Origin of the sequence: Leucobacter musarum subsp. musarum, from assembly GCF_001273845.1 — a bacterium.
In the GTDB taxonomy this organism is placed as follows: domain Bacteria; phylum Actinomycetota; class Actinomycetes; order Actinomycetales; family Microbacteriaceae; genus Leucobacter; species Leucobacter musarum.
The window spans coordinates 45,854-67,474 of record NZ_JHBW01000063.1; the positions used below are offsets into that span (position 1 = coordinate 45,854).

Below are 21,621 nucleotides of genomic sequence, written 5' to 3' on the forward strand. Positions count from 1 at the left end.
GGGGCGAAGCGTACGCTGCCGATCGCTGAACTGGGCGCCGGCGCTCAGGGGCGCAGCTCAGCAGGAGGGCTCAGCGCAGTGTGACCTGGGCCGCTTCCGCCCGCACCGAAATCACGTGCTTCGATTCTTGGTCAACGGTCAAGCGATTGTCGATCTTGCCGAGCTCAGACTGCTCGTCGACGCGGTAGTCGCCGGCTGGCAGGCGCAGTACTGCGCTTCCGGTGCTGGCTTCGATCTCGACGCGATCCGGCAGCGTGCCGGTGAGTTCGAGCTTTGCAGAGCCGGCTTCAACGCCGAGGTCGAGCGTCGCAACGTCTGCGAGAGCAACGTCAGCCTTGCCCGCTTCGAGATCGAGCGAGAGCGAGTGAGCGCTACCGTCAAGTCGCAGTTCTCCCGCTTCGACATCGACATCGAACCCGCGGTAGGTACCGTCGGCGGTCAGTGTGCCACCCTGCAGCGATGCCTCGACGTTGAGGCTCTGCTCATCATCCATCCACTGCGGCAGGGTCAGTGTTGCCGTCGCGCCACCGAAAGCGCCGGACCCGCAATTCACGAAGCAGCCGGAGACGAGCCCGCGATCCGGCGTCTCCACGGTGAGTTCTGTGCCTTCGACCCCGAGCACCCACGCATCGGCTCGCGGGCCCGACACCTCGAGCTGCGCCTCGGCGACGTCTGCGAATTGGAGTGTGAATGCCGCCGCCTCGATGTTGAGATCGAGCGAGGTCACCTCGGTCACGTCAACGGTCTGCGTCACCTGTCCGTCGGCGTCGCTCATCGTCGTGGTGCCGGATCCATCGGTGCCCAGGGTCTCATCGAAATCGCCGCCATCGACGAGCGATTCGACCATGCTGAAGCGATCTGGCGCGAGCACTGCATAGGCGGCCGAAGCCCCCACGCCGAGGAGCACGAGCCCACCGACTGCAGCAGTCACGGCGACGATGGTCGCCGTCGCGGTGACGGTTTTCGCCGCGCCGGGGCGCGCGCCGGGCTGCGCACCCGCTGCTGCCGCTGTGGGCGTGTGCAGCTGGGGCGCCGGCTGCGCTGATGGTTGAGGCGTGTGCTGCTGCTGGTTCTGGGGTGAGTACTGATCGGTCATGCGGGGGCTCCCGTCTGCGGGTTCTGTGATGACGTGTCGTTGGGCTGACCGGTGCCGGCGCCGTAGCTTTCGAAATGAGCGATGGCGGCGAGCACACGTCGATTGCCGCCCTCATCGGGTTCGAGCCCGAGCTTCTGGAAGATCGCAGTGATGTGTTTTTCGACACTGGCTTCCGAGAGGAACAGCAGCGATGCGATCGCCTGGTTCGAACGCCCCTCGGCCAGCGCGGCGAGCACGGTGCGCTCTCGTTCCGTCAACGCCCGCATGCGATCATCTCGCGAACGACGGGTGAGGAGTTGCGCCACCACTTCAGGGTCGAGCACCGTGGCGCCATCGGCGATGCGCTGCACCGAGTCGATGAACTCCCCCACGTCGGCGACGCGATCCTTCAGCAGATAGCCAAAGGCCCCGCCCTGCGCCGCGATCAATTCGCTTGCGTAGCGCTCCTCCACATACTGCGAGAGTACGAGCACCGGAAGCCCCGGTCGCGCACGGCGCAGCTCGAGCGCCGCCAGAATCCCCTCGTCGGTAAATGTCGGCGGCAGCCGTACGTCGAGAATGCAGAGTTCAGGATCGGCCTGTGCCACTGCGGCCATGAGGGTCGTCGCGTCAGGAAGCGCCGAAACAACCTCGTGCCCTCCGTGTTCGAGCAGTCGCACGAGCCCTTCGCGCAGCAGTACGGAATCTTCGCAGATCAGGATGCGCATGGGACACTCACCTCCAGAGCGGTCGGCCCGCCCTGCGGGCTTTCGAGTCGAGCGGTGCCGCCGGCGGCCAGTACGCGGTTCATGATGCCGTCGAGGCCACCGCCGGGCGTCACCTGTGCGCCGCCGATGCCGTTGTCTTCGACGCGTGCCCACAGCTGCGGGCTCGCGGGGTCGTCTGCGCGCACACGTACGAGCACGCGCGCCTCACTGGCTCGTGAGTGCTTCGCAGCGTTGGTCAGGGACTCTGCGATCGCGAAGTACACCGCAGCCTCGGCGTCACGGCTGAACCGTTCGACGAGGCGCACGTCGAGGTGCACCGGAATGTGCGACCGCGCGGCGAGCGCTGAAAGCGCAGCGTCGAGCCCTCGATCGTCGAGTACCGACGCATAGATCCCCCGCGCCAGCTGGCGCAGCTCGGTGATCGCCGCTTTGGTCGAGGTGTGCGCCTCGGCAACGAGCAGCTTCGCCGCGGCCGGGTCGCTCTCGATCTTCTCCTGCGCAAGACCCAGTGTCATTCCCACGGATACCAGCCGCGGTTGCACGCCGTCATGCAGATCGCGCTCGATGCGTGTGCGCTCGACGTCTGCGGCACGAACCGCGCCCTCGCGCTGTTGCTGTGAGACGCGAGCTTGTTCAACGAGCACCTCATCTGTGACACCGGCACCGATGATCGCGATCGACACGATGCGGTGTAGCAACACGATGCCGAGAATTGCTGCGGCACTGAGCAGCATCCCGACGACCCCGGGCTGCCACCAAATCGAGAAGGTGCGAAAGACCGACAGTAGTGCGTGCACGAACCCCTGCACGAGCGCCAAGACTGCGACACCCATAGCGCTCGAGATCGCGAAGTTTGCGAACGATCGCCACATGCGCCCATCGACGGATTGCCGCAGCACCGATCCGAACCAGGCACCGAACCCGTGTCCTCGAAGCGGCTGCCACGTCGGTGCAACCACAGGAATTCGGTAGAGCCCACCCACACGTGCGGTTTCGAACCAGGCGATACCGAAGAGGGCATACACCAGCGCGACCAGCAGAATCAGGCCGATACCGATGATCAGCATGCCAATGCCGGTACCGATCATGGTGAGAAGGAGCAGCGTGACGGTGAAGCCGACCATACCGAGCGCGGCAAGATGCAACGCGGTGAGCGCGAGCCGGTAGGGAGGCCTCACTGAGCGCGAGACGGGAGAACTGGTCATGCTCCTACGGTAGAGCGTGCCCCAGACACTGAGGCAGCCGGGCAGCCCGAGACTCGGATTCGGGTTTTCCCGAATCCACCTGCGACGATTTCACTTGAGTGGGCTGCGTTCGCCGCTCAAGATTAGACCACGCGCCGTGATGCGATGACATCAATCACGCACGCGGCGCATCCCAGCACGAGCGCGACTCCGATGGCGAGGTCGAGGGGTTCGCCCAGCATCGCCCACGACCCGATCGCCGCGAGTGCCGGAATGATGGCGAACACGATCGATGCCCGACGTGCACCGGCTCGTCCGATATACGCCGCGTATGCCGTGGTGCCCAGGAGACCCACAACCGTCACTGCGGCGAGCAACACCCACGTGGTCGCACCGGGTGCCACGTACTCGTCATTCATGAGGAGCAGGGCACCGGCGAAGGGCAGTGATGCGGTCACTCCGATCGCGGTGAACGACACCGGTGATACCCCCTGCAGCGTCCTCCCCTGCCAGACCGAGCCGACCGCAAGACCGACGAGCGCGATCAGCGCAGCGAAGACTCCGCTGCCGAGCGATGGATCTCGCAGAATCCGCGGCAAGCAGGCCAGCACTACCGCTACCATCGCGATCGCAACCGCCAGGTAGACGAGCGCGGGTTCCCGGCGGCGGCTGATCACACCGCTCAGGATCGTCACGAGTACCGGGTTCATCGCGATAATCAACGCGGTCACCCCTGCCCCCACGCCATGACTCATTGCCCAGTACGCCCCGAGAAACTGGGCGCCCTGCACCAAGACTCCGGCGCCGGCCGCGTGCCACCAGGTACTCCCCTGCGGGAGCGCACTGCGAAGTACTGCGACGGCGAGCCAGGCGATGACTGCCGTCGCGCCGAAACGAAGCAGTATCAGTAGAAACGGGCTCATTCCCCGTAATGCCAGAGCACCCAGCGGATAGTTCAGCGCGATCAGTACTGCGGTGGTTCCGAAGAGCAGGGAGGCATTCGCACGCATGCTTCTAGCTTGTCGCTCGAGCCCGCCCCATACGAAACCGGGAACGGCCTGTATCGAGTACTCCACCGATACATGAGAAAAGCCGGCTCGCGAGGGACCGGCTTTCGAAGTGGTGGATCCTGGGAGAATCGAACTCCCGACATCCTGCTTGCAAAGCAGGCACTCTACCAACTGAGTTAAGGACCCGAGTGAGTGAACACTCGTTGTCTCTGGCCAGTGACCATGACAACTCGCACTACTTTACTCGATCTATCCAGCCAATGCAAAAGCGGCCGGTTCGGCGTGGCGCGTGACGCACGGCCTCGCTCGTGCGCGGCCCGGAAAGCACGAAATCCCCGCTCACTGAGCGGGGATTTCGTGTGGTGTTGGTGGGGCTACCAGGACTTGAACCTGGGACCTCTTCATTATCAGTGAAGCGCTCTAACCACCTGAGCTATAGCCCCTCGACCAAGCAATGACTCTACCTGAACTCCAGGCAAATCCGAAATCGACCTGGAATACCGGGCGTGGCCCGACCCGATTTGGGTCGGGCGTCACGACTCAGTTGCTCGTGAATCCGAGCTGGAACCCGCCGAGCACGCGCACCAGCAGGTTGTAGACGAGCGAGCCGACCGCGCCGAGGGCCGTTCCCACAATGATGTTGAGAATGCCGACCACGACGGAGAAACCCAGTACCTGCGGCAGACCGATGATCTTCATCAGGCTGTTCTCTTCACCCACGATGTCCATGAAGAGCTCGTCGACCTGCGCGAACACGCCAGTCTGCAGCAGCACCGTGTAGATCAGCACAGTCGCGACAACGCTCACGATCGCAAAACAGATCGCGACCAGGAAGGAGAACTTCACAGCCGACCAGAAGTCGACGTAGACGAGCTTCAGCCGTACCTGCTTCGCCGGCGCCTTCTTACGGGTCTTTTTCGCCAGTTTGTCGGCGACAGTGTTACTCATTCAGGTCTTCCTCATTTTCCGCGTTCTCGGACCCGGGGGCCCCGGACTCGTCGTCGTCGAGCCCACGCTCCGAATTGCGCGCGATGCCAATGATACGGTCCTGCTCTGGGAATCGCGCGAAGACGACGCCCATCGTATTTCGGCCCTTCGCGGGGACTTCGGCAACGCTTGAGCGCACTACCTTACCGCTCGCAAGCACCGCGAGCACCTCGTCGGTGGCTTCGACGATCAGCGAACCGACCAGATCACCGCGATTCTCATCGAGTTTGGCGACCTTGATTCCGTATCCGCCGCGCTGCTGCACACGATACTCATCGACGGCGGTGCGCTTCGCGTAGCCGCCTTCGGTGACCACGAAGACGAAGCCTCCGGTCTCATCGATGCGCGAAGCTGCGAGCAGTGCGTCGCCCTCGCGGAAGTTCATGCCACGCACGCCACTGGTCGAACGTCCCATCGGGCGAAGGGCCTGATCAGAAGCGGTAAACCGTACCGACATTCCCTGCTTCGACACGAGCAGCACGTCATCGCTCGACTCGGCAATCAGTGCAGAGACGAGCTCATCGCCGTCGCGCAGCTTGATCGCGATGATGCCGCCCGTTCGATTCGTGTCGTACTCGGTGAGCGCAGTCTTCTTCACGAGGCCATCGCGCGTTGCGAGTACCAGATACCCCGCTGCGGCGAAGTCGCGGACATCCAGAATCTGCGTGACCGACTCGTCAGGTGCAAGTGCGAGCAGGTTCGCCAGATGCTGGCCCTTCGCGTCGCGGCCGCCCTCGGGAATCTCGTAGGTCTTCGCGCGGTACACCCGGCCGGTGTTCGTGAAGAAGAGTAGCCAGTGGTGCGTCGTCGTGACGAAGAAATGCTCGACGATGTCATCAGCGCGCAACTGCGCACCCTTGACGCCCTTACCCCCGCGATGCTGCGAGCGGTAGTTGTCGATACGAGTGCGCTTGACGTAGCCCCCTCGTGTAACCGTGACGACCATTTCCTCTTCAGGGATCAGGTCTTCCATCGACATGTCACCGTCGTAGCCGTGCATGATCGCCGTGCGTCGTTCGTCTCCGAACTTCGCGACGATCTCACCGAGCTCTTCGATCACGATCGCACGCTGTTGCGCGGGTGACGCGAGAATGCCCTGGAACTCGGCGATCTGCGCCTCGAGCTTGGCTGCCAGCTCCAGAATCTTCTGGCGTTCCAGTGCGGCGAGGCGTCGCAGCTGCAGACCGAGGATCGCGTCTGCCTGGATCTGATCCACGTCGAGCAGCGACATGAGCCCCTCACGGGCCTCATCGACTGTCGGGGAGCGACGAATGAGTGCGATGACCTCATCGAGTGCATCAAGAGCTTTGAGGTAGCCGCGCTGGATGTGCGCTTCGGCTTCAGCCTTCTTGAGGCGGTATTCGGTACGCCGAACGATCACCTCGATCTGGTGCTTCGCCCATGCCGAGATGAATCCGTCGATGGCAAGCGTGCGCGGCACACCGTCGACGATGGCCAGCATGTTCGCTCCGAAGTTCTCCTGGAGCTGCGTGTGCTTGTACAGGTTGTTCAGCACCACCTTGGCGATGGCGTCGCGCTTGAGCACGACAACCAGACGCTGACCGGTTCGGCCGCTCGACTCATCGCGGATATCCGCGATGCCCTGAACCTTGTTGTCTTTGACCAGATCTGCGATCTTGACGGCAAGATTGTCGGGGTTCACCTGGTACGGCAACTCGGTGACGACCAGGCATGTACGGCCCTGGATCTCCTCGATGTTGACCACCGCACGCATCGTGATGGAGCCTCGGCCCGTGCGATATGCCTCGCGAATTCCCTTGGTGCCGAGAATCTGAGCCCCAGTTGGAAAGTCGGGCCCGTGAACGCGCTCGATCAGAGCCTCGAGCAGCTCCTCACGGGTCGCGTCGGGGTGCTCCAGGTGCCAGATCGCGCCTTCAGAGACCTCTCGGAGGTTGTGCGGCGGAATGTTGGTGGCCATACCGACGGCGATGCCGACGGATCCATTGACGAGTAGATTCGGGAACCGAGCGGTAAGAACCGTCGGCTCCTGGGTGCGGCCATCGTAGTTGTCTTGGAAATTGACCGTTTCCTCGTCGATGTCGCGCACCATCTCCATGGCGAGCGGGGACATCTTGGTCTCGGTGTATCGATGCGCAGCTGCGCCGTCGTTACCGGGTGAGCCGAAGTTGCCCTGTCCCAGTGCGAGGGGATAGCGCAGCGTCCACGGCTGCACGAGACGCACCAGCGAGTCGTACACTGCCCCGTCGCCGTGAGGGTGGAACTGTCCCATGACATCACCGATGACACGGGTGCACTTCGAGAATGCCTTATCGGGCCGGTACCCTCCGTCGTACATCGTGTAGATCACACGGCGGTGCACAGGCTTGAGGCCGTCCCTGACGTCAGGGAGCGCTCGACCCACGATGACACTCATCGCGTAATCGAGGTACGACCGCTGCATCTCGAGTTGCAGGTCGACCTGGTCGATCTTGCCGTGGACGGCGGTTTCCCGCTCCTCGATTTCGTCGGCCTCGGTTTCGGGGGTCTGATTCTCAGATGTCAAGGAAGCGCACGTCCTTCGCGTTCTGCTGAATGAAGCTGCGTCGCGCCTCGACATCTTCGCCCATGAGGGTGGCGAAGATTTCGTCTGCGGCCGCAGCGTCTTCCATCGTGACCTGCAGCAGCGTGCGGGTCACGGGGTTCATCGTGGTCTCCCACAGTTCTTCATGGTTCATCTCGCCGAGGCCCTTGTAGCGCTGGACTCCGCTCTCCTTGAGCAGTCGGCGTCCGCTTTCAGCGCCTGCAGCCAGGCTCGCGTCGCGCTCTCTGTCGCTGTAAACGTATTCGTGCTCGGCGTTCGCCCACTTGATGCGATAGAGCGGCGGTTGAGCAAGGTAGACATAGCCGAGATCGATCAACGGACGCATGTACCGGAACAGCAACGTGAGGAGCAGCGTCGTGATGTGCTGGCCGTCCACATCAGCGTCGGCCATGAGTACGATCTTGTGATATCGCGCTTTGTCAGGCGTGAATTCTTCACCGATTCCCGCTCCGAATGCGGTGATCATCGCTTGGACCTCGGCGTTGTTGAGAGCCCGGTCGAGCCGTGCCTTTTCAACGTTGAGAATCTTTCCACGCAGAGGCAGGATCGCCTGCGTGTGCGGGTTGCGACCGGTCTTGGCGGATCCGCCTGCCGAATCGCCCTCGACGATGAAGATCTCTGACACCGAGGGGTCCTTGCTCGTGCAGTCTGCGAGCTTGCCCGGCATGCCGCCGGACTCGAGGAGTCCCTTGCGTCGGGCTGTCTCGCGCGCTTTACGTGCCGCAAGACGTGCGGTGGCCGCTTGGATGGACTTCCTGATGATGTCTTTGGCGGGTCCGGGGTTGCGCTCGAACCAATCTCCGAGCTGATCGCCGACCACCTTCTGCACGAAGGCCTTGGCTTCCGTATTGCCCAGCTTGGTCTTCGTCTGGCCCTCGAACTGCGGCTCCCCCAGCTTGACGGAGATGACCGCGGTGAGCCCCTCACGTACATCGTCGCCGGAGAGATTGTCGTCTTTCTCCCGGAGAATGTTCTTCTCACGCGCATAGCGGTTGACCAGCGTCGTCAGCGCGGCACGGAATCCCTCTTCGTGGGTGCCACCCTCATGCGTATTGATCGTATTGGCGTACGTATGCACACTTTCGGTGTAGGCCGTCGTCCACTGCATCGCGATCTCAGCTGCGATCTGACGGTCGGTGTCTTCCGCTTCGAAGGCAATGATCTCGTCGTTCACCAGCTCTGCACGCTTCGCTGCGTTGAGGTGCTGCACGTAATCTTGAATGCCGTTCTCGTACATGAACTCATCATGCGGAGCCGGCGCGGCGACCAGCTCTCCGGCCTCATTCTCGACCATCTCTTGCTCGCGCAAGTCGGTGAGCGCAATGCGAAGGCCCTTATTCAGGAAGGCCATCTGCTGGAATCGAGTACGGAGCGTCTGGTAGTCGAACTCGACCGTCTCAAAGATCTCCGCGCTCGGCCAGAACGTAATGGTTGTGCCGGTCTCTTCCGTCGCCTCGCCCGGGGACAACGGCGCATCTGGAACGCTTCCGGTGAACGACATGTTCCACGTGAAACCTTGACGCTTGACGGCCACAGTGAAACGGCTCGAGAGTGCATTCACTACAGATGAGCCGACACCATGCAGGCCACCCGACACCGCATATCCCCCGCCGCCGAACTTGCCGCCCGCGTGGAGAACGGTGAGCACGACCTCAACCGTAGATTTGCCTTCGGTGGGATGCTCATCAACGGGGATGCCGCGTCCGTTATCGATGACGCGAACCCCGCCATCTGCGAGAATGGTGACGTCGATAGTGTCGCAGTACCCTGCAAGTGCCTCGTCAACGGAGTTGTCGACGATCTCATACACCAGATGGTGGAGACCTCGAGGCCCGGTTGAACCGATGTACATGCCAGGCCGCTTGCGAACCGCCTCAAGACCTTCGAGCACCTGAATCGCTCCGGCACCATATTCTTCTGCAGCGGCGGCCTGTTCTGAACTCATACTTTGAAAGATCCTTCTCTGGGCGTCTCAGGGCGCGATCGAGCCCTGGATACTTCCGCACACCAGCTTACCAAGAAAGCACTCTCTGACGGGGCGCCACGGCCCGTTATGGCGCAATTCAAGGAGGGGATCGTCCCCACCTTCAGAATCTGTCGACTCAATCTCTGAGCGGCTGACCTCGCACCGAACGTCTCGCGACTCTTCTACCCATAGGTATCGCGTGGTCCGCGCCCCGGAACCGTGCGCGGACCATGCCGCCACGACGGTGCTCCAGGAGCGAGAAAGCGCAAGTCGCTGATCTCTGAGTCGGGGTATTCGAGGAGCAACCGAGTCAGCATTTCAGCTCGGAGTCGTCTCAGTTCTGTCGCCCAGGTGGTCGAGTTGCATTGAATCTGCAGCACACCGTGACTAATGCCGATGACCTCAGTGTGTTCGGCGGTCGCCTCCCCCACGAACTCGGACCACTCCCCGATCACTCGGGCCTGCTCCAGTTCTACATTCCAACCCATTTCGACAGACATCGTGACCAGTACATCCGACAGCGTGCGCGGATCACGGCCGAAGCCGAAGGGGCTCCCTCCCAGAGTGTCTGACTGCGCCGTTACCCGACGTTGGCGTTGCGGTACACCTCGCCACACCGACTTCGCTCGCAGGTAGGCGTCAGTCGCGAAGGGGAGATCAGTTGCTTCAGGCATGCTGATCGGTGTCCCCATGAGATTCGACAGATAGGATCTCTCCACTCTCGATGTGCGTTCGGAACCACTGCAAGTCTTGCGGAACATCGGACTCAACCGCTGCCGTCACAATCACCTGCTCATACTCCCCCACCGCTGCCATGAGGCGGGTACGACGTGACGCATCAAGTTCCGCAAAAACATCATCCAAGATAATGACTGGGTCGCCGGCGGTGGACTCTGTCCGCAGCAGTTCCGCGAGCGCAAGCTTGAGTGAGAGTGCGTAGGACCAAGACTCGCCATGGCTGGCGTAGCCTTTGACGGGCAGCTGGTTGAGTGTGCATGCCATGTCATCGCGATGCGGCCCGATAAGCGTGACACCGCGGTCAATTTCCTTCACGCGAACGAGATCCAGCGCCTCACGGAATTCTTCACTCAACGTTTCACGTGAAACACGCTCGGGCCGGAGGGCATCGGACATGGACTCATGCATCGATAAACCAGGCGCGTGATCTGCGCCGGCCAGCGCCTCGTAGCCCAGCTGCAACGGCGGAATGAGATCCCGAAGCAGCTCGCGTCGAGCGAGCATGATCTGCGAACCGAGCTCAATGAGCTGTGCATCCCAAATCGGAAGGGTGCTTTCGATCACCCGAAGTGAGCCGCGACTCGATTTGAGCAACGATGTACGTTGCCGAACTACCTTTTCGTAGTCAGCCAGCACGCTCGCAGCCATCGGATGGCGCGCCACCAATGCCTCGTCGAGAAACCGGCGACGTCCTGAGGGCTCTCCACGAACGATAATCAGGTCTTCCGGAGCGAATGCCACCGAAGAAAACCACCGAGTCACCTCGCGCGGTCGAACCGAGTTGCGGTTGACCTGGGCACGATTCGCGCGATCGCGATTGATCTGGACTTCGAGCAACACATCACGTTCGCCCGCTTGCAGTCGCATACGCGCAACCGCAGCGTCTGCACCAGCTCGAACGAGTGCTGCGTCACCCGTCACTCGGTGCGAACGCAGAGAAGCGAAATAACCAATCGCCTCGACGAGGTTCGTCTTTCCCTGACCATTACGACCGATCAGGAGATTCGGGCCGGCATGCAGCGGGAGTTCAGCTTCCGCGTAGTTGCGGAAGTCTTTCAGCGATAGATGCGTGACACGCATCTATCGCCTATCGAAGGAGCAGGTTCGGCTGCAACAGGTAGCGGAAGCTTTCTTCATCAGCATCTTCCTTGCTCCGCTGGCTGGTAATCAACACCGGCCCCGGCTTCCCGGGATTGTCAGTGCGGGTGAAGGCCACTCGAGCGAACTCTGCGTGCGTCGAGCGAAGTCCATCGAGCAAGAATTGCGGCTTCAGTGATACCACCATCTCGTCACCGACGAGATGCGCGTCCACCGTCTCCACAGCCTGCGCCGACTCGGTACCCGCAGCCTCGAGTGTCACCGTGCCTTCTGCAAACGAGAAGCGCAATGCCGCCTCACGTTCGAGCACCAAGCCGACTCGGCCCACAGCTTCGACGAGCTCAGAAGTGCTGATCACCGCATAATTATCGACGCTCTCGGGGAACAAACGACCAACCGGGGGGTAATTCCCCTTGATCAGCAATGAGGTCACCGTTTTGGTACCGCCGGTGAATGCAATCAGTTCACGATCGGCATCCTTGATGATGGTGACCTGCACCACGCCGTCCCCCGAGAACGTCTTGCCGACCTCGGTCACGATCTTCGAGGGAACGAGGGCCGTCAGCGACTCCTGAGCGTCACGGTGCTCCCAATCGATGCTGCGCGTCGCAACGCGATACCGGTCCGTAGCCGTCAGCGTCAGAGAGTTCTCGTTGATCTCGAACTGCACGCCCGTGATGACCGGAGTGACATCGTCCTTCGAGGCTGCCAGTGATACCTGAGCGATCGCGTCTGAGAACACGTCTGCCGGAACGGACCCCGACACCTCATCAATGCGGGGTACCTGCGGGTACTCTTCGACAGGCATCGCCGGCAGGCTGAATGACGCTGACCCACAACGAACTTCAACGCGGCTATCGATCAGCGTGACATCGACGTCAGAGTGTGGAAGACGCTGAGCGATTTCACCGAGCAATCGACCGGAAACGAGCGCGCGACCCGCATCTCCGACCACAGCGGTGATCGACGTGCGTGCGGAGACCTCATAGTCAAACGATGAGACCGTCAACTGGTCGCCATCGGCTTCAATGAGTACACCGCTCAACAAGGGCTGTGTCGGGCGCTGGGGAAGCAGTTTGACCGCGAACGATACGGCTTCGCTGAACACGTCACGATTGACGGTGAAACGCATCTGACTTCCCTCCGCACGCGAACTGGGTCGCGTATCTGCTCCGGTTCACAATCTTTGCATACTCCGTAGGGGCGAGCATTCTTGTGAAGCAGTACACCGCGGATGTCGTTCGCGTGATCGAGTGCCCGTTAAAAATGAGAGGGATGTTAACAGTGTTAACGTCTGTGGATTGTGTGGATAACTCGACACATCGCTACTCCCAGCAATGAACTACACGTTTGTAGCTTGTGGAAGAGCGGTGCATAGATCGCGATCCTTGACATTTTCTGGCAACCGGCGTGAGCGACTCGACTCACAGGCCGGGCGAATTCATGCACAAAAATTGTCGAGTTCTCCCCAGCTATCCACATGTGAATGAATTCTTGTGGATAACTTCTCTACCGCGTGCCTTGCTTGATGCGGGTGGTTAATTCGGTCACCTGGTTGTAGATCGAACGACGTTCAGCGATGAGCTGTGAGATCTTCTTGTGCGCGTACATCACCGTCGTGTGATCACGTCCACCGAAGAGTTGGCCAATCTTGGGCAACGACAGCGGGGTCAACTCGCGGCACAGGTACATTGCGATCTGACGCGAGGTTGCGATCTGCTGCGCACGCGTCGGTCCGTAGAGGTCATCGACTGAGAGATCGAAGTACTCGGCGGTCTTATTGATGATGTCGGAAGGCTGCACCTCGTTGTCGGCATCGAGGGTGATCAGATCTTTCAACACGGTATGCACCAACTGCATGTCAATGCGTTGCTGGTTGAGGCTCGCATAGGCGGTGACGCGGATCAACGTGCCCTCGAGCTCGCGAATGTTCGATGAGAACTTGCTGGCGATGAACTCAAGGATGCTGTAATCGATCTCGAGATTCTCACGTTCCGCCTTCTTTCGAAGAATGGCGATACGCGTCTCAAGGTCGGGAACCTGAATATCGGTGAGCAGGCCCCACTCGAAGCGCGAGAGCATGCGCTCTTCGAACCCACGCAGCTGCTTCGGCTGCACATCGCTCGTGATGACCACCTGCTTGTTGTGGTCGTGAAGGGTGTTGAACGTGTGGAAGAACGCCTCTTGGGTCTCAACCTTGTCTTCAAGGAACTGGATGTCGTCGACGAGCAGAATGTCGACGCTGCGATACCGCGCATGAAACGCCGCGCCCTGGTTGTTGGCGATGGAGTTGATGAAATCGTTCGTGAAGTCTTCAGAACTCACATACCGAACACGCACATCCGGGAACAGCTCACGCGCATAATGTCCGATGGCGTGCAGCAGGTGGGTCTTCCCCAAACCGGAATCCCCGTAGATAAAGAGTGGATTGTATGCGCGAGCCGGAGCTTCGGCGACCGCGACTGCAGCAGCGTGCGCGAAGCGATTGGACTGGCCGATCACGAAGCTATCGAATCGATACTTCTCATTGAGCCGGCTGTCGAGCACCTCATCCACACCGTGGCGCCGGCGAGGCTCAGCAACTGGACGTGATGATTCAGCCCGACTCGGTTCGAATCCGCCGAAGCCCCCATCGAAATCTGGCATGGGTTCCGGCGTCGATGCGACCCGAGGCTCGGGCGACGGTTCCGGATCAATATCGGGGTGAGCGTCTTCATCGACGATCACCACGAAGTTCTCGATCTCGCGGGCCTCAGGAATATTCGCAATGGCCGTCATGATCGCTGGGCGCAAGCGGTTTTCCAAGAGCTTCAACGTGAAATCCAGCTGGACCGCGAGGTACAGCGTCCCCGCAGCAATGCCACGGGGAAGCGCCAGCGCAAGTTGCGCTCCCACGGCGGGGCCCACTGCCGGATCCCCCATCACCGCCTGAGTGACTCGTTCCCAGACTTCCTGAAGCTCGTCCTCAGTCACGTGACTCCTGCCTCAAAATTCTTCCGAACGGAACCTGGTTATACCCAGGCTTATCCACAGCGAATCGGACAGAGTTTCGCGGAAATACAGCAGACTGCAGCCGTGTGGAAATGCTTGCGCCAACGTTAGTCACAGATTTGTCCACAGGCAAGTCCACCGGTCAAAATTGCACGATTTCACCTCAGCCGGTGCCGGAGCGCAGGAGAACATGCCGCACGATACGCTTGACAACTTTGACGGAACGGCCTGAAGCGCGTAGAGTAAAGACCTTGTATGGGTAGCTCGCAACACGCGAGCGCGTAGTCGCATGCCCACCGAAGAAAGACATTCATCGGTGAACGTACGAACGCGAGCTACCAACATCCGACTTCCTCGACGCTCAGACGCTCGGGGATCTATTCCATAAGTCACGGAGCCTTCACTATGAGCAAGCGTACCTTCCAGCCCAACAACCGCCGCCGCGCAAAGGTGCACGGTTTCCGTGCCCGTATGCGTACCCGTGCCGGTCGCGCCATCGTTGCAGCTCGTCGCGGCAAGGGCCGCTCGAAGCTCACCGCGTAATTTCTGCACCCCGAACTCGATCATGCCCGCAAGGCGCAATCGTGTCACCCGGGGTGAAGACTACCGGCGCACTCTTCGTGCCGGCCGCCGCGTGGGTGGTGCACTGTGCATCACCCACGCGGTTTTGCGTTCAGGCGAAGACGCGCCAGCGAGGTATGGCTTCATTATCTCCAAGGCTGTCGGGAACGCGGTCACGCGCAATCGTGTACGCCGCCGAATGAAAACTGTCGTCGAACGGCAGATCGCCGGCGGCGCCACCGGAATCGATGTCGTCTTCCGTGCACTCCCCGCGGCGGCGGACGCGAGCTTCGCCGAACTCGAACGCGAGATGACGCGGGCGATCGCTCGGATCAACTCCCCCAAAGAAGCAGCCAGCACATGATCCGAATCGTTCATGAGATCTGGCTGCTCCCCCGAAATGCAGCGATCGCCTGCATGCACGCGTATCGGCGTCTTGTCTCGCCACTGTACGGCGAAGTGTGCAGGTATTATCCATCGTGTTCCAGATACGCTGTGGAGGCGTATCAACTTCGCGGCTTCACGGTCGGAACCGCGCTCACTGCGTGGCGGTTGCTGCGCTGCAATCCTTTCACCGCCGGCGGCGTCGATGATGTCGCTCCGCGCGCGCATGCACACTACGTGACCAACACCCGCGGCTTCGTCCGCCCCATCGAGCGAAAGGCTTAACCCGGTGGACTTCTTCGAAACAATTCTCTGGCCGCTTCGCTGGCTCGTCGAGCTCGTGCTCGCGGTCTGGCATCAGGCGTTCACGTGGATCGGTATGGATCCCGAATCCGGGCTCACCTGGGTGCTCTCGATCATCGGACTCGTCGTCGTGGTGCGTTCGGCGCTGATCCCGGTGACCGTGCGACAGATCAAGTCGCAGCGTCGCATGATGGATCTTGCTCCTGAGATGAAGAAGATCCAGGACAAGTACAAGGGCAAGAAAGATCAGTTCTCTCGCGAGGCCATGAGCCGCGAGACGATGGCACTGTACAAGAAGCACGGCACGAACCCGTTCTCGTCGTGCTTGCCGATCCTGATTCAGATGCCCGTGTTCTTCTCCCTCTTCTACGTGTTGCGCCACGCGGCCGACAACTCGGTGGGCATCGGCTTCATGACCAAGGAACTCACGAACAACTTCAATGCGGCGTCGCTGTTCGGTGCACCGCTGAAGATGACCTTTACCCAGGGCTGGGAATCAGGCAACTGGACCGTAGTCGTGCTGCTCGGCATCAACGTCATCTTGATGATCGGCTCGCAGTTCTTCACCCAGCTGCAGATCATGTCGAAGAACGTCTCGGATGAGACGAAGAACTCGCCGATGTACCGCCAGCAGCGCATCCTGCTGTACATCATCCCGTTCGCGTTCCTGTTCTCGGGCGTCGCATTCCCCCTCGCACTCAACGTGTACTGGTTCACCTCAAACCTGTGGACGATGGCGCAGCAGTTCATCGTCATCCGCAACATGCCGACTCCCGGCAGCGATGCGTGGCGTGAGCGTCAGGCGCGACTGAAGGCCAAGGGAAAGCTCACCGACGACGAGAAGCGCGCCCAGGCGCGCGGCGAAGAGATCATCGCTCCCCCAGAGGGCCAGCGTCAGCAGCCCCTGAGCTCCAAGCGTGCGAAGAAGAAGGGCAAGTAGCGTGACCGCTGAAACGACGACTCCTGAGACGGAGACCCAAGAGCTGAGCCTGGCCGATCTCGAGTCAGACGGCGACCTTGCCGCCGACTACATCGAGGGACTGCTCGATATCGCTGACCTTGACGGCGATATCGACATCGACGTCGCCAATGGTCGTGCCTACGTTTCGGTGACGGGCGGCGGCGCGGATCTCGATCGGATCGCCGGCCCGGATGCGGTTCAGGCGCTGCAGGACCTGACGCGACTCGCCGTGCAGGCCAAGACCGGCCGATTCTCTCGGCTCATCGTCGATGTCGGTGGATCGCGCGACGCCCGAGCCATCGAGCTCAAGCGCATGGTCGATGGCGCAGTCGCTCAGATCGTTGCCGGGCGCAGCACTGTTGAACTTGAACCCATGTCATCGTACGAGCGGAAGCTCGTGCACGACGAGGTCGCATCACGCGGCTACCACTCCGAGTCGCGCGGTGAAGGCCGCGATCGCCGACTCGTGATCAGCGCCGCCTGAATTCGCACTCGTTTCACGTGAAACTCCGGGAGGAGCCCCATGTCCGATGACGTCGTCATCGAGCAGGAACCCGCGGCTGCAGCAGAGATTGCCGGAGACCGCATCGAGTTGCTGCGAGCCTTTGCTGCAGGTCTCGGTGGGCGAGGTGAAGAGTTGGGCCTCATCGGCCCGCTTGAAGCCCCTCGCCTGTGGACGCGTCATCTGCTCAACAGTGCCGTGCTCGCACCGCTCGTCCGCGCTGGCGCGCAGGTCGCCGACATCGGCACCGGGGGCGGCATGCCCGGACTGGTACTGGCCATCGTGCGGCCCGATGCACACTTCATCTTCATCGAACCCATGGAGCGTCGCTGTGCCTGGCTGCAGGAACAGATCGACGCTCTCGGCCTGACGAATGCCGAAGTGCGCCGGGGGCGTGCCGAGGAGTACCACGATGCGTTCGAGGTCGACCAGATCACGGCGCGCGCGGTGACTGCGCTCCGCAAGCTGGTGCCGTTGACCGCTCCCCTGCTCGTCGACGGTGGGGAGATGCTGTTCCTGAAGGGGGCATCTGTCGAGGCCGAGATCGAGACCGCGGAGAAAGCGCTCCGCAAGTATCGGGTGCGCGACGTCACGGTTGAAGAGCTCGGCGCGGGATTGCTGGCTGAAACGACACGAGTCTTTCGGGCTAAAATCGTGAGACATGGCTGAAGCGGAGAAATCGCTCGTCGGCGACCACCTCGTCGACAAGATTCGGCGACGGCGCAAACTCGCGGAGACCGTGTCGCCGCTTCCTGATGCGACGCGGATCATCACCGTATCGAACCAGAAGGGTGGCGTCGGCAAGACGACGACGACCGTCAATCTCGCTTCGGCACTCGCACGACGCGGCGCCAATGTGCTCGTGATCGATATGGACCCGCAGGGCAATGCATCCACAGCCCTCGGAGTGCCGCATCGGCCAGAAGTTACGAGCATCTATGACGTGCTGCTCGGCGATGACGATATTCCCGATGCGCTGCAACCGACAACGGACCACGAGAATTTGTGGTGCGTTCCGTCCACGATCAACCTTGCGGGTGCCGAGATCGAACTCGTCTCGTTGGTTGCACGTGAACAGCGACTGCGCACGGCACTGCAGAACTTCCTTGAAACCTCGGAGCGCACGTACCACTACGTCTTCATCGATTGCCCGCCGTCACTGGGGCTGCTGACCGTGAACGCATTCGTCGCCGCAGACGAAGTTCTGATTCCCATTCAGACCGAGTACTACGCGCTCGAGGGCCTGAGTCAGTTGCTCGGCAACATCCAGCTGATTCAGAAGCACCTGAATCCCGGGCTGCGCATCTCGACGATTCTGCTCACGATGTACGACGCCCGCACGAATCTCGCTCAGGAGGTGGCCGGGGAAGTACGTGCGCACTTCCCCGAGCAGGTGCTCGGAGCGATCATCCCGAGATCCGTGAGGATCTCGGAGGCTCCGAGCTACGGTCAGACGGTGCACGCGTATGATGCGGCATCGATTGGAGCACTTGCATACCTCGAAGCGGCTGCCGAGATGGCGGATCGCGGAGCAGGCGCGCCGGTGGCGGCCGGCACTCACGAAGACGGAAAGGCGTAACGGAATGGCGACGAAGAAACGAGGCGGCCTCGGGCGCGGTATCGGTGCGCTCATTCCGCAGTCGCCGTCGACGGGCGAGCGCCCGGTTGACGTCTTCTTCCCGGCGAGTTCGACGCCGGTCGACGCCGAGAACACGGCTGCGGCTGGCACACCTCAGGACGTCGCACCGAATGCCGCTGACGAACAGCTGCAAGAGGTGCCCGGCGCCCGCCTGACTCGACTCGATGTCAGCGACATCGTGCCCAATCACGTGCAGCCGCGTACCGAGTTCGACGAGCAGGCGCTCGATGAGCTTACGCACAGCATCCGCGAGTTCGGGGTGTTTCAGCCGATCGTCGTGCGTGCCATTGAGCCGGTGCCCGAGCAGGGGCCGCGATATGAACTCATCATGGGTGAGCGTCGACTCCGTGCGTCGAAGCGCGCTGAACTCGAGACGATTCCCGCGATCGTGCGGAGCACAGCCGATGAGCACATGCTCCGAGATGCGCTGCTCGAGAACCTGCATCGTGCACAGCTGAACCCGCTCGAAGAAGCATCGGCGTACCAGCAGTTGCTCGCTGACTTCGGGATCACCCAGGAGCAGCTCGCCGAGCGCATCGGACGGTCACGACCGCAGATTTCCAACACCATTCGCCTGCTGCGTCTCCCCGAGACGGTGCAAGCGCGGGTTGCTGCCGGAGTGCTGTCAGCGGGCCATGCTCGAGCGATCCTGTCACTCGATGGCGACATTGATGCCATGCAGCGTCTCGCCGACAAGGTGGTGAACGAGGGCCTGTCTGTGCGCGCCGCGGAGTCTGCCGCAGCTGATGAGCCGAAGCGCCGCGGGCCGAAGGCTCGGGCCGGCGGCGTGCAGGCGCAGCTGGGTGAGATCGCTGATCGTCTCGGTGACCGTTTCAATACGCGAGTCGCGGTGAAGCTCGGTGCGAAGAAGGGGCAGATCGTCATCGACTTCGCCACCATCGCTGATCTGAAGCGCATCCTTTCCGATCTCGGCGACCCGGGGTTCGGCGCATAACGTTCACGAGGTTGCAGCTTCGCACAGCCTCCGGGTGTGTTTGACTGTCGTCGTGAGCGAAGATTCCCGAATCGTCACGGCTGAGCGAGTCGTCTCCGCCGATGCCGCTGCACTGTTTGAACTGATCGCCGACCCGTCGCGGCAACCCGAGTGGGATGGCAACGACAACCTCAGCGAGGCCGCAGACGGGCAGCGGGTGCACGGCATCGGCGACGTATTCGTGATGCACAACACTGGCGGTCACGTGCGCGCGAATCATGTGGTCGAGTTCATCGAGGGCCGCCTGATCGCGTGGAAGCCGAGCCCGGTGGGCGAAGTGCAACCCGGGCATCTGTGGCGATGGGAACTCGAACCGGTCGGCGATGGCACGACGCTGGTGCGACACACCTACGACTGGAGCGGGCTCACCGACGAAAGTCGATTCGAGCGTGCGCGATCCTTCACCGCAGATGCGCTCCGTGCCTCGGTAGATCGCCTGGCTAAGCTCGCAGAGACGAACGTGCATCACTGAGCTGCTCTGAGCGCAGCACCTGCAGTAACGGCTGTGGCCGGGAACCCGATCGGAATCCCGGCCACAGCCGTTACACAGCGCGAGTGCGCTCAAATGATGCCGTTGAGGTGCTCCTCGATCATGGGCTTCGGCATGGCGCCGATGATCTCGCGCACCTCTTCGCCGCCCTTGAAGACCTTCATGGCAGGAATCGAGGTGATGCGGAACTGAGCCGCGAGGTTGGGGTTCTCATCGACATTGAGCTTCGCGATGATGATCTTGCCCTCTTGCTCGGCGGCGATCTGGTCGAGCACCGGTGCGACAGCGCGGCACGGGCCGCACCACTCGGCCCAGAAGTCGACGAGCACGGGCACGTCGCTCTGGAGCACGGCCTGCTCGAAATTCTGCTCGTCTACGGTGATTGCGTTGGACACGATAACTCCTTCTGACAGTTCTGCTGGTTAGACGGCGGCGAGAGCGGTGTGCTCGGCCTGCTCGCGTGCGGCGAGGTAGTGCTCCGCATCGAGCGCGGCGACCGTTCCGGATGCCGCGGCGGTGATGGCTTGGCGGTACGACGGGTCGATGACGTCGCCCGCGGCGAAGACACCGGGCGACGAGGTGCGTGAGGTGCGCCCCTCGACCGCGATGGTGCCGTCTTCCGTGAGATCGAGCTTGCCGTGCACGAGGTGCGTGCGGGGGTCGTTGCCGATCGCGATGAACAAGCCTTCGAGCGCGAGTTCGCTCTCGGTGCCGTCGACGGTGTCGCGCAGGGTGACGCCGCTGAGCTGCTCGTCTCCGTGAATCGCGGCGACCTCGGAGTTCCACACGAACTCGATCTTTTCGTTGTCGAATGCGCGCTGCTGCATGATCTTCGACGCCTTGAGCTCTTCGCGGCGGTGGATCACGTAGACCTTGTCGGCGAAGCGAGTGAGGAACGTGGCTTCTTCCATCGCGGAGTCGCCGCCGCCCACGACCGCGATCGTCTTCTCGCGGAAGAAGAATCCGTCGCAGGTCGCGCACCACGAGACGCCGTGACCGGAGAGGCGATCCTCATCGGAAATGCCGAGCTTGCGGTACGCCGAACCGGTCGCATAGATCACGGTGTGGGCTTCGTGAACGGAGCCGTCGCCGGCGGTGACGCGCTTGATCTCGCCGCTGAAGTCGACCTCGGTGATGTCGTCATAGACGACCTCGGTGCCAAATTTCTCCGCCTGCTCCTGCATCTTCTGCATGAGGTCGGGGCCCTGCACACCCTCCGGGAAGCCGGGGAAGTTCTCGACCTCGGTGGTGTTCATCAGCTCGCCGCCGATGCCGACGGAGCTTGCGAAGAGCACGGGCTGCAGGCCGGCGCGCGCAGCGTAGATTGCGGCGGTGAACCCGGCGGGGCCGGATCCGATGATGATGATCTGGTGCATGAGGCTCCTTGCACACCGGTGACGGAATTCGCGGCCTGGGCCGCTCGGTGGGTACAACCCATACTAGGCGC

General features: G+C 61.7%; 22 protein-coding genes and 2 tRNA genes. 9 read left to right on the forward strand and 15 right to left on the reverse strand.

Annotated elements, in window-relative coordinates:
* Positions 1–70: 70 nt before the first annotated feature.
* From CH42_RS01320 to dnaA, 13 genes are all read right to left on the reverse strand, one after another.
* Positions 71–1,096, reverse strand: a complete 1,026-nt coding sequence (locus CH42_RS01320) for a DUF4097 family beta strand repeat-containing protein (protein ID WP_053351418.1) — start codon at positions 1,094–1,096, stop codon at positions 71–73.
* Complete coding sequence (locus CH42_RS01325; RefSeq protein WP_053351419.1) at positions 1,093–1,803, reverse strand: response regulator transcription factor; 711 nt, start codon at positions 1,801–1,803, stop codon at positions 1,093–1,095. The genes CH42_RS01320 and CH42_RS01325 overlap by 4 nt, the downstream gene beginning before the upstream one ends.
* Positions 1,791–3,008, reverse strand: a complete 1,218-nt coding sequence (locus tag CH42_RS01330) for a sensor histidine kinase (protein ID WP_053351420.1) — start codon at positions 3,006–3,008, stop codon at positions 1,791–1,793. The genes CH42_RS01325 and CH42_RS01330 overlap by 13 nt, the downstream gene beginning before the upstream one ends.
* 122 nt (positions 3,009–3,130) lie before the next feature.
* Positions 3,131–3,997, reverse strand: a complete 867-nt coding sequence (locus CH42_RS01335; protein WP_053351421.1) for a DMT family transporter — start codon at positions 3,995–3,997, stop codon at positions 3,131–3,133.
* A gap of 110 nt (positions 3,998–4,107) precedes the next feature.
* Positions 4,108–4,183, reverse strand: a tRNA-Ala gene (locus CH42_RS01340).
* 180 nt (positions 4,184–4,363) lie between these two features.
* Positions 4,364–4,440 (reverse strand) — tRNA-Ile (locus CH42_RS01345).
* A gap of 97 nt (positions 4,441–4,537) precedes the next feature.
* Positions 4,538–4,945: a DUF3566 domain-containing protein gene (locus CH42_RS01350; RefSeq protein ID WP_053351422.1), complete on the reverse strand. Its 408-nt coding sequence runs from the start codon at positions 4,943–4,945 to the stop codon at positions 4,538–4,540.
* Entirely contained in the window at positions 4,938–7,466 is a 2,529-nt protein-coding gene (gyrA, locus tag CH42_RS01355; protein WP_053351549.1) for a DNA gyrase subunit A, read from the reverse strand. The genes CH42_RS01350 and gyrA overlap by 8 nt, the downstream gene beginning before the upstream one ends.
* A gap of 31 nt (positions 7,467–7,497) precedes the next feature.
* Complete coding sequence (gene gyrB, locus CH42_RS01360; RefSeq protein WP_053351423.1) at positions 7,498–9,492, reverse strand: DNA topoisomerase (ATP-hydrolyzing) subunit B; 1,995 nt, start codon at positions 9,490–9,492, stop codon at positions 7,498–7,500.
* Between the two features lie 203 nt (positions 9,493–9,695).
* Complete coding sequence (locus CH42_RS17005; RefSeq protein WP_306455190.1) at positions 9,696–10,274, reverse strand: DUF721 domain-containing protein; 579 nt, start codon at positions 10,272–10,274, stop codon at positions 9,696–9,698.
* Positions 10,180–11,331: a DNA replication/repair protein RecF gene (recF, locus tag CH42_RS01370; protein ID WP_053351425.1), complete on the reverse strand. Its 1,152-nt coding sequence runs from the start codon at positions 11,329–11,331 to the stop codon at positions 10,180–10,182. The genes CH42_RS17005 and recF overlap by 95 nt, the downstream gene beginning before the upstream one ends.
* A 7-nt stretch (positions 11,332–11,338) precedes the next feature.
* Complete coding sequence (gene dnaN, locus CH42_RS01375; RefSeq protein WP_053351426.1) at positions 11,339–12,481, reverse strand: DNA polymerase III subunit beta; 1,143 nt, start codon at positions 12,479–12,481, stop codon at positions 11,339–11,341.
* A 377-nt stretch (positions 12,482–12,858) separates the two neighbouring features.
* Positions 12,859–14,271: a chromosomal replication initiator protein DnaA gene (gene dnaA / locus CH42_RS01380; RefSeq protein ID WP_053351427.1), complete on the reverse strand. Its 1,413-nt coding sequence runs from the start codon at positions 14,269–14,271 to the stop codon at positions 12,859–12,861.
* Positions 14,272–14,745: 474 nt separating this feature from the next.
* Between dnaA and rpmH the strand changes: the two genes are divergently transcribed.
* From rpmH to CH42_RS01425, 9 genes are read left to right on the forward strand one after another with little or no spacing between them, the layout of a single operon-like run.
* A complete protein-coding gene (gene rpmH, locus CH42_RS01385; protein WP_010155609.1) occupies positions 14,746–14,883 on the forward strand; it encodes a 50S ribosomal protein L34 in 138 nt (45 codons plus the stop codon).
* Positions 14,884–14,905: 22 nt separating this feature from the next.
* Positions 14,906–15,265 (forward strand): ribonuclease P protein component, encoded by a 360-nt coding sequence (gene rnpA, locus CH42_RS01390; RefSeq protein WP_075205188.1) that lies wholly within the window; start codon positions 14,906–14,908, stop codon positions 15,263–15,265.
* Positions 15,262–15,570, forward strand: coding sequence for a membrane protein insertion efficiency factor YidD (gene yidD / locus CH42_RS01395; protein ID WP_053351428.1), 309 nt, complete (start codon positions 15,262–15,264; stop codon positions 15,568–15,570). The genes rnpA and yidD overlap by 4 nt, the downstream gene beginning before the upstream one ends.
* A gap of 4 nt (positions 15,571–15,574) precedes the next feature.
* Positions 15,575–16,528: a membrane protein insertase YidC gene (gene yidC / locus CH42_RS01400; RefSeq protein ID WP_053351429.1), complete on the forward strand. Its 954-nt coding sequence runs from the start codon at positions 15,575–15,577 to the stop codon at positions 16,526–16,528.
* A 1-nt stretch (position 16,529) separates the two neighbouring features.
* A complete protein-coding gene (locus CH42_RS01405; RefSeq protein WP_082309222.1) occupies positions 16,530–17,033 on the forward strand; it encodes a Jag family protein in 504 nt (167 codons plus the stop codon).
* A gap of 39 nt (positions 17,034–17,072) precedes the next feature.
* On the forward strand, positions 17,073–17,720 hold the full coding sequence (gene rsmG / locus CH42_RS01410) for a 16S rRNA (guanine(527)-N(7))-methyltransferase RsmG (protein ID WP_053351431.1): 648 nt from the start codon (positions 17,073–17,075) through the stop codon (positions 17,718–17,720).
* Positions 17,713–18,630, forward strand: coding sequence for a ParA family protein (locus tag CH42_RS01415; RefSeq protein ID WP_053351432.1), 918 nt, complete (start codon positions 17,713–17,715; stop codon positions 18,628–18,630). The genes rsmG and CH42_RS01415 overlap by 8 nt, the downstream gene beginning before the upstream one ends.
* 4 nt (positions 18,631–18,634) lie before the next feature.
* The gene (locus CH42_RS01420; RefSeq protein ID WP_053351433.1) at positions 18,635–19,645 is read left to right on the forward strand and encodes a ParB/RepB/Spo0J family partition protein; all 1,011 of its coding nucleotides are present in this window, start codon (positions 18,635–18,637) and stop codon (positions 19,643–19,645) included.
* A gap of 52 nt (positions 19,646–19,697) precedes the next feature.
* Positions 19,698–20,156, forward strand: coding sequence for an SRPBCC family protein (locus tag CH42_RS01425; RefSeq protein ID WP_053351551.1), 459 nt, complete (start codon positions 19,698–19,700; stop codon positions 20,154–20,156).
* Positions 20,157–20,245: 89 nt separating this feature from the next.
* Here the strand turns inward: CH42_RS01425 and trxA are convergent, their stop codons facing one another.
* Both trxA and trxB read right to left on the reverse strand, forming a co-directional pair.
* Positions 20,246–20,569, reverse strand: coding sequence for a thioredoxin (gene trxA, locus CH42_RS01430; RefSeq protein WP_053351434.1), 324 nt, complete (start codon positions 20,567–20,569; stop codon positions 20,246–20,248).
* Between the two features lie 27 nt (positions 20,570–20,596).
* Positions 20,597–21,550, reverse strand: a complete 954-nt coding sequence (trxB, locus tag CH42_RS01435; protein WP_053351435.1) for a thioredoxin-disulfide reductase — start codon at positions 21,548–21,550, stop codon at positions 20,597–20,599.
* Positions 21,551–21,621: the final 71 nt, after the last annotated feature.

What these genes read in the sequence shown, in the direction of transcription:
- yidD (WP_053351428.1), top strand. Translation starts at nt 15,262, where the DNA reads ATGATCCGAATCGTTCATGAGATCTGGCTGCTCCCCCGAAATGCAGCG.
- rpmH (WP_010155609.1), top strand. Translation starts at nt 14,746, where the DNA reads ATGAGCAAGCGTACCTTCCAGCCCAACAACCGCCGCCGCGCAAAGGTG.
- CH42_RS01420 (WP_053351433.1), top strand. Translation starts at nt 18,635, where the DNA reads ATGGCGACGAAGAAACGAGGCGGCCTCGGGCGCGGTATCGGTGCGCTC.
- gyrB (WP_053351423.1), bottom strand. Translation starts at nt 9,492, where the DNA reads ATGAGTTCAGAACAGGCCGCCGCTGCAGAAGAATATGGTGCCGGAGCG.
- CH42_RS01350 (WP_053351422.1), bottom strand. Translation starts at nt 4,945, where the DNA reads ATGAGTAACACTGTCGCCGACAAACTGGCGAAAAAGACCCGTAAGAAG.
- CH42_RS17005 (WP_306455190.1), bottom strand. Translation starts at nt 10,274, where the DNA reads ATGTTCCGCAAGACTTGCAGTGGTTCCGAACGCACATCGAGAGTGGAG.
- CH42_RS01415 (WP_053351432.1), top strand. Translation starts at nt 17,713, where the DNA reads ATGGCTGAAGCGGAGAAATCGCTCGTCGGCGACCACCTCGTCGACAAG.
- rnpA (WP_075205188.1), top strand. Translation starts at nt 14,906, where the DNA reads ATGCCCGCAAGGCGCAATCGTGTCACCCGGGGTGAAGACTACCGGCGC.
- CH42_RS01335 (WP_053351421.1), bottom strand. Translation starts at nt 3,997, where the DNA reads ATGCGTGCGAATGCCTCCCTGCTCTTCGGAACCACCGCAGTACTGATC.
- recF (WP_053351425.1), bottom strand. Translation starts at nt 11,331, where the DNA reads ATGCGTGTCACGCATCTATCGCTGAAAGACTTCCGCAACTACGCGGAA.
- CH42_RS01320 (WP_053351418.1), bottom strand. Translation starts at nt 1,096, where the DNA reads ATGACCGATCAGTACTCACCCCAGAACCAGCAGCAGCACACGCCTCAA.
- trxB (WP_053351435.1), bottom strand. Translation starts at nt 21,550, where the DNA reads ATGCACCAGATCATCATCATCGGATCCGGCCCCGCCGGGTTCACCGCC.
- dnaA (WP_053351427.1), bottom strand. Translation starts at nt 14,271, where the DNA reads ATGGGGGATCCGGCAGTGGGCCCCGCCGTGGGAGCGCAACTTGCGCTG.
- rsmG (WP_053351431.1), top strand. Translation starts at nt 17,073, where the DNA reads ATGTCCGATGACGTCGTCATCGAGCAGGAACCCGCGGCTGCAGCAGAG.
- CH42_RS01330 (WP_053351420.1), bottom strand. Translation starts at nt 3,008, where the DNA reads ATGACCAGTTCTCCCGTCTCGCGCTCAGTGAGGCCTCCCTACCGGCTC.
- dnaN (WP_053351426.1), bottom strand. Translation starts at nt 12,481, where the DNA reads ATGCGTTTCACCGTCAATCGTGACGTGTTCAGCGAAGCCGTATCGTTC.
- CH42_RS01325 (WP_053351419.1), bottom strand. Translation starts at nt 1,803, where the DNA reads ATGCGCATCCTGATCTGCGAAGATTCCGTACTGCTGCGCGAAGGGCTC.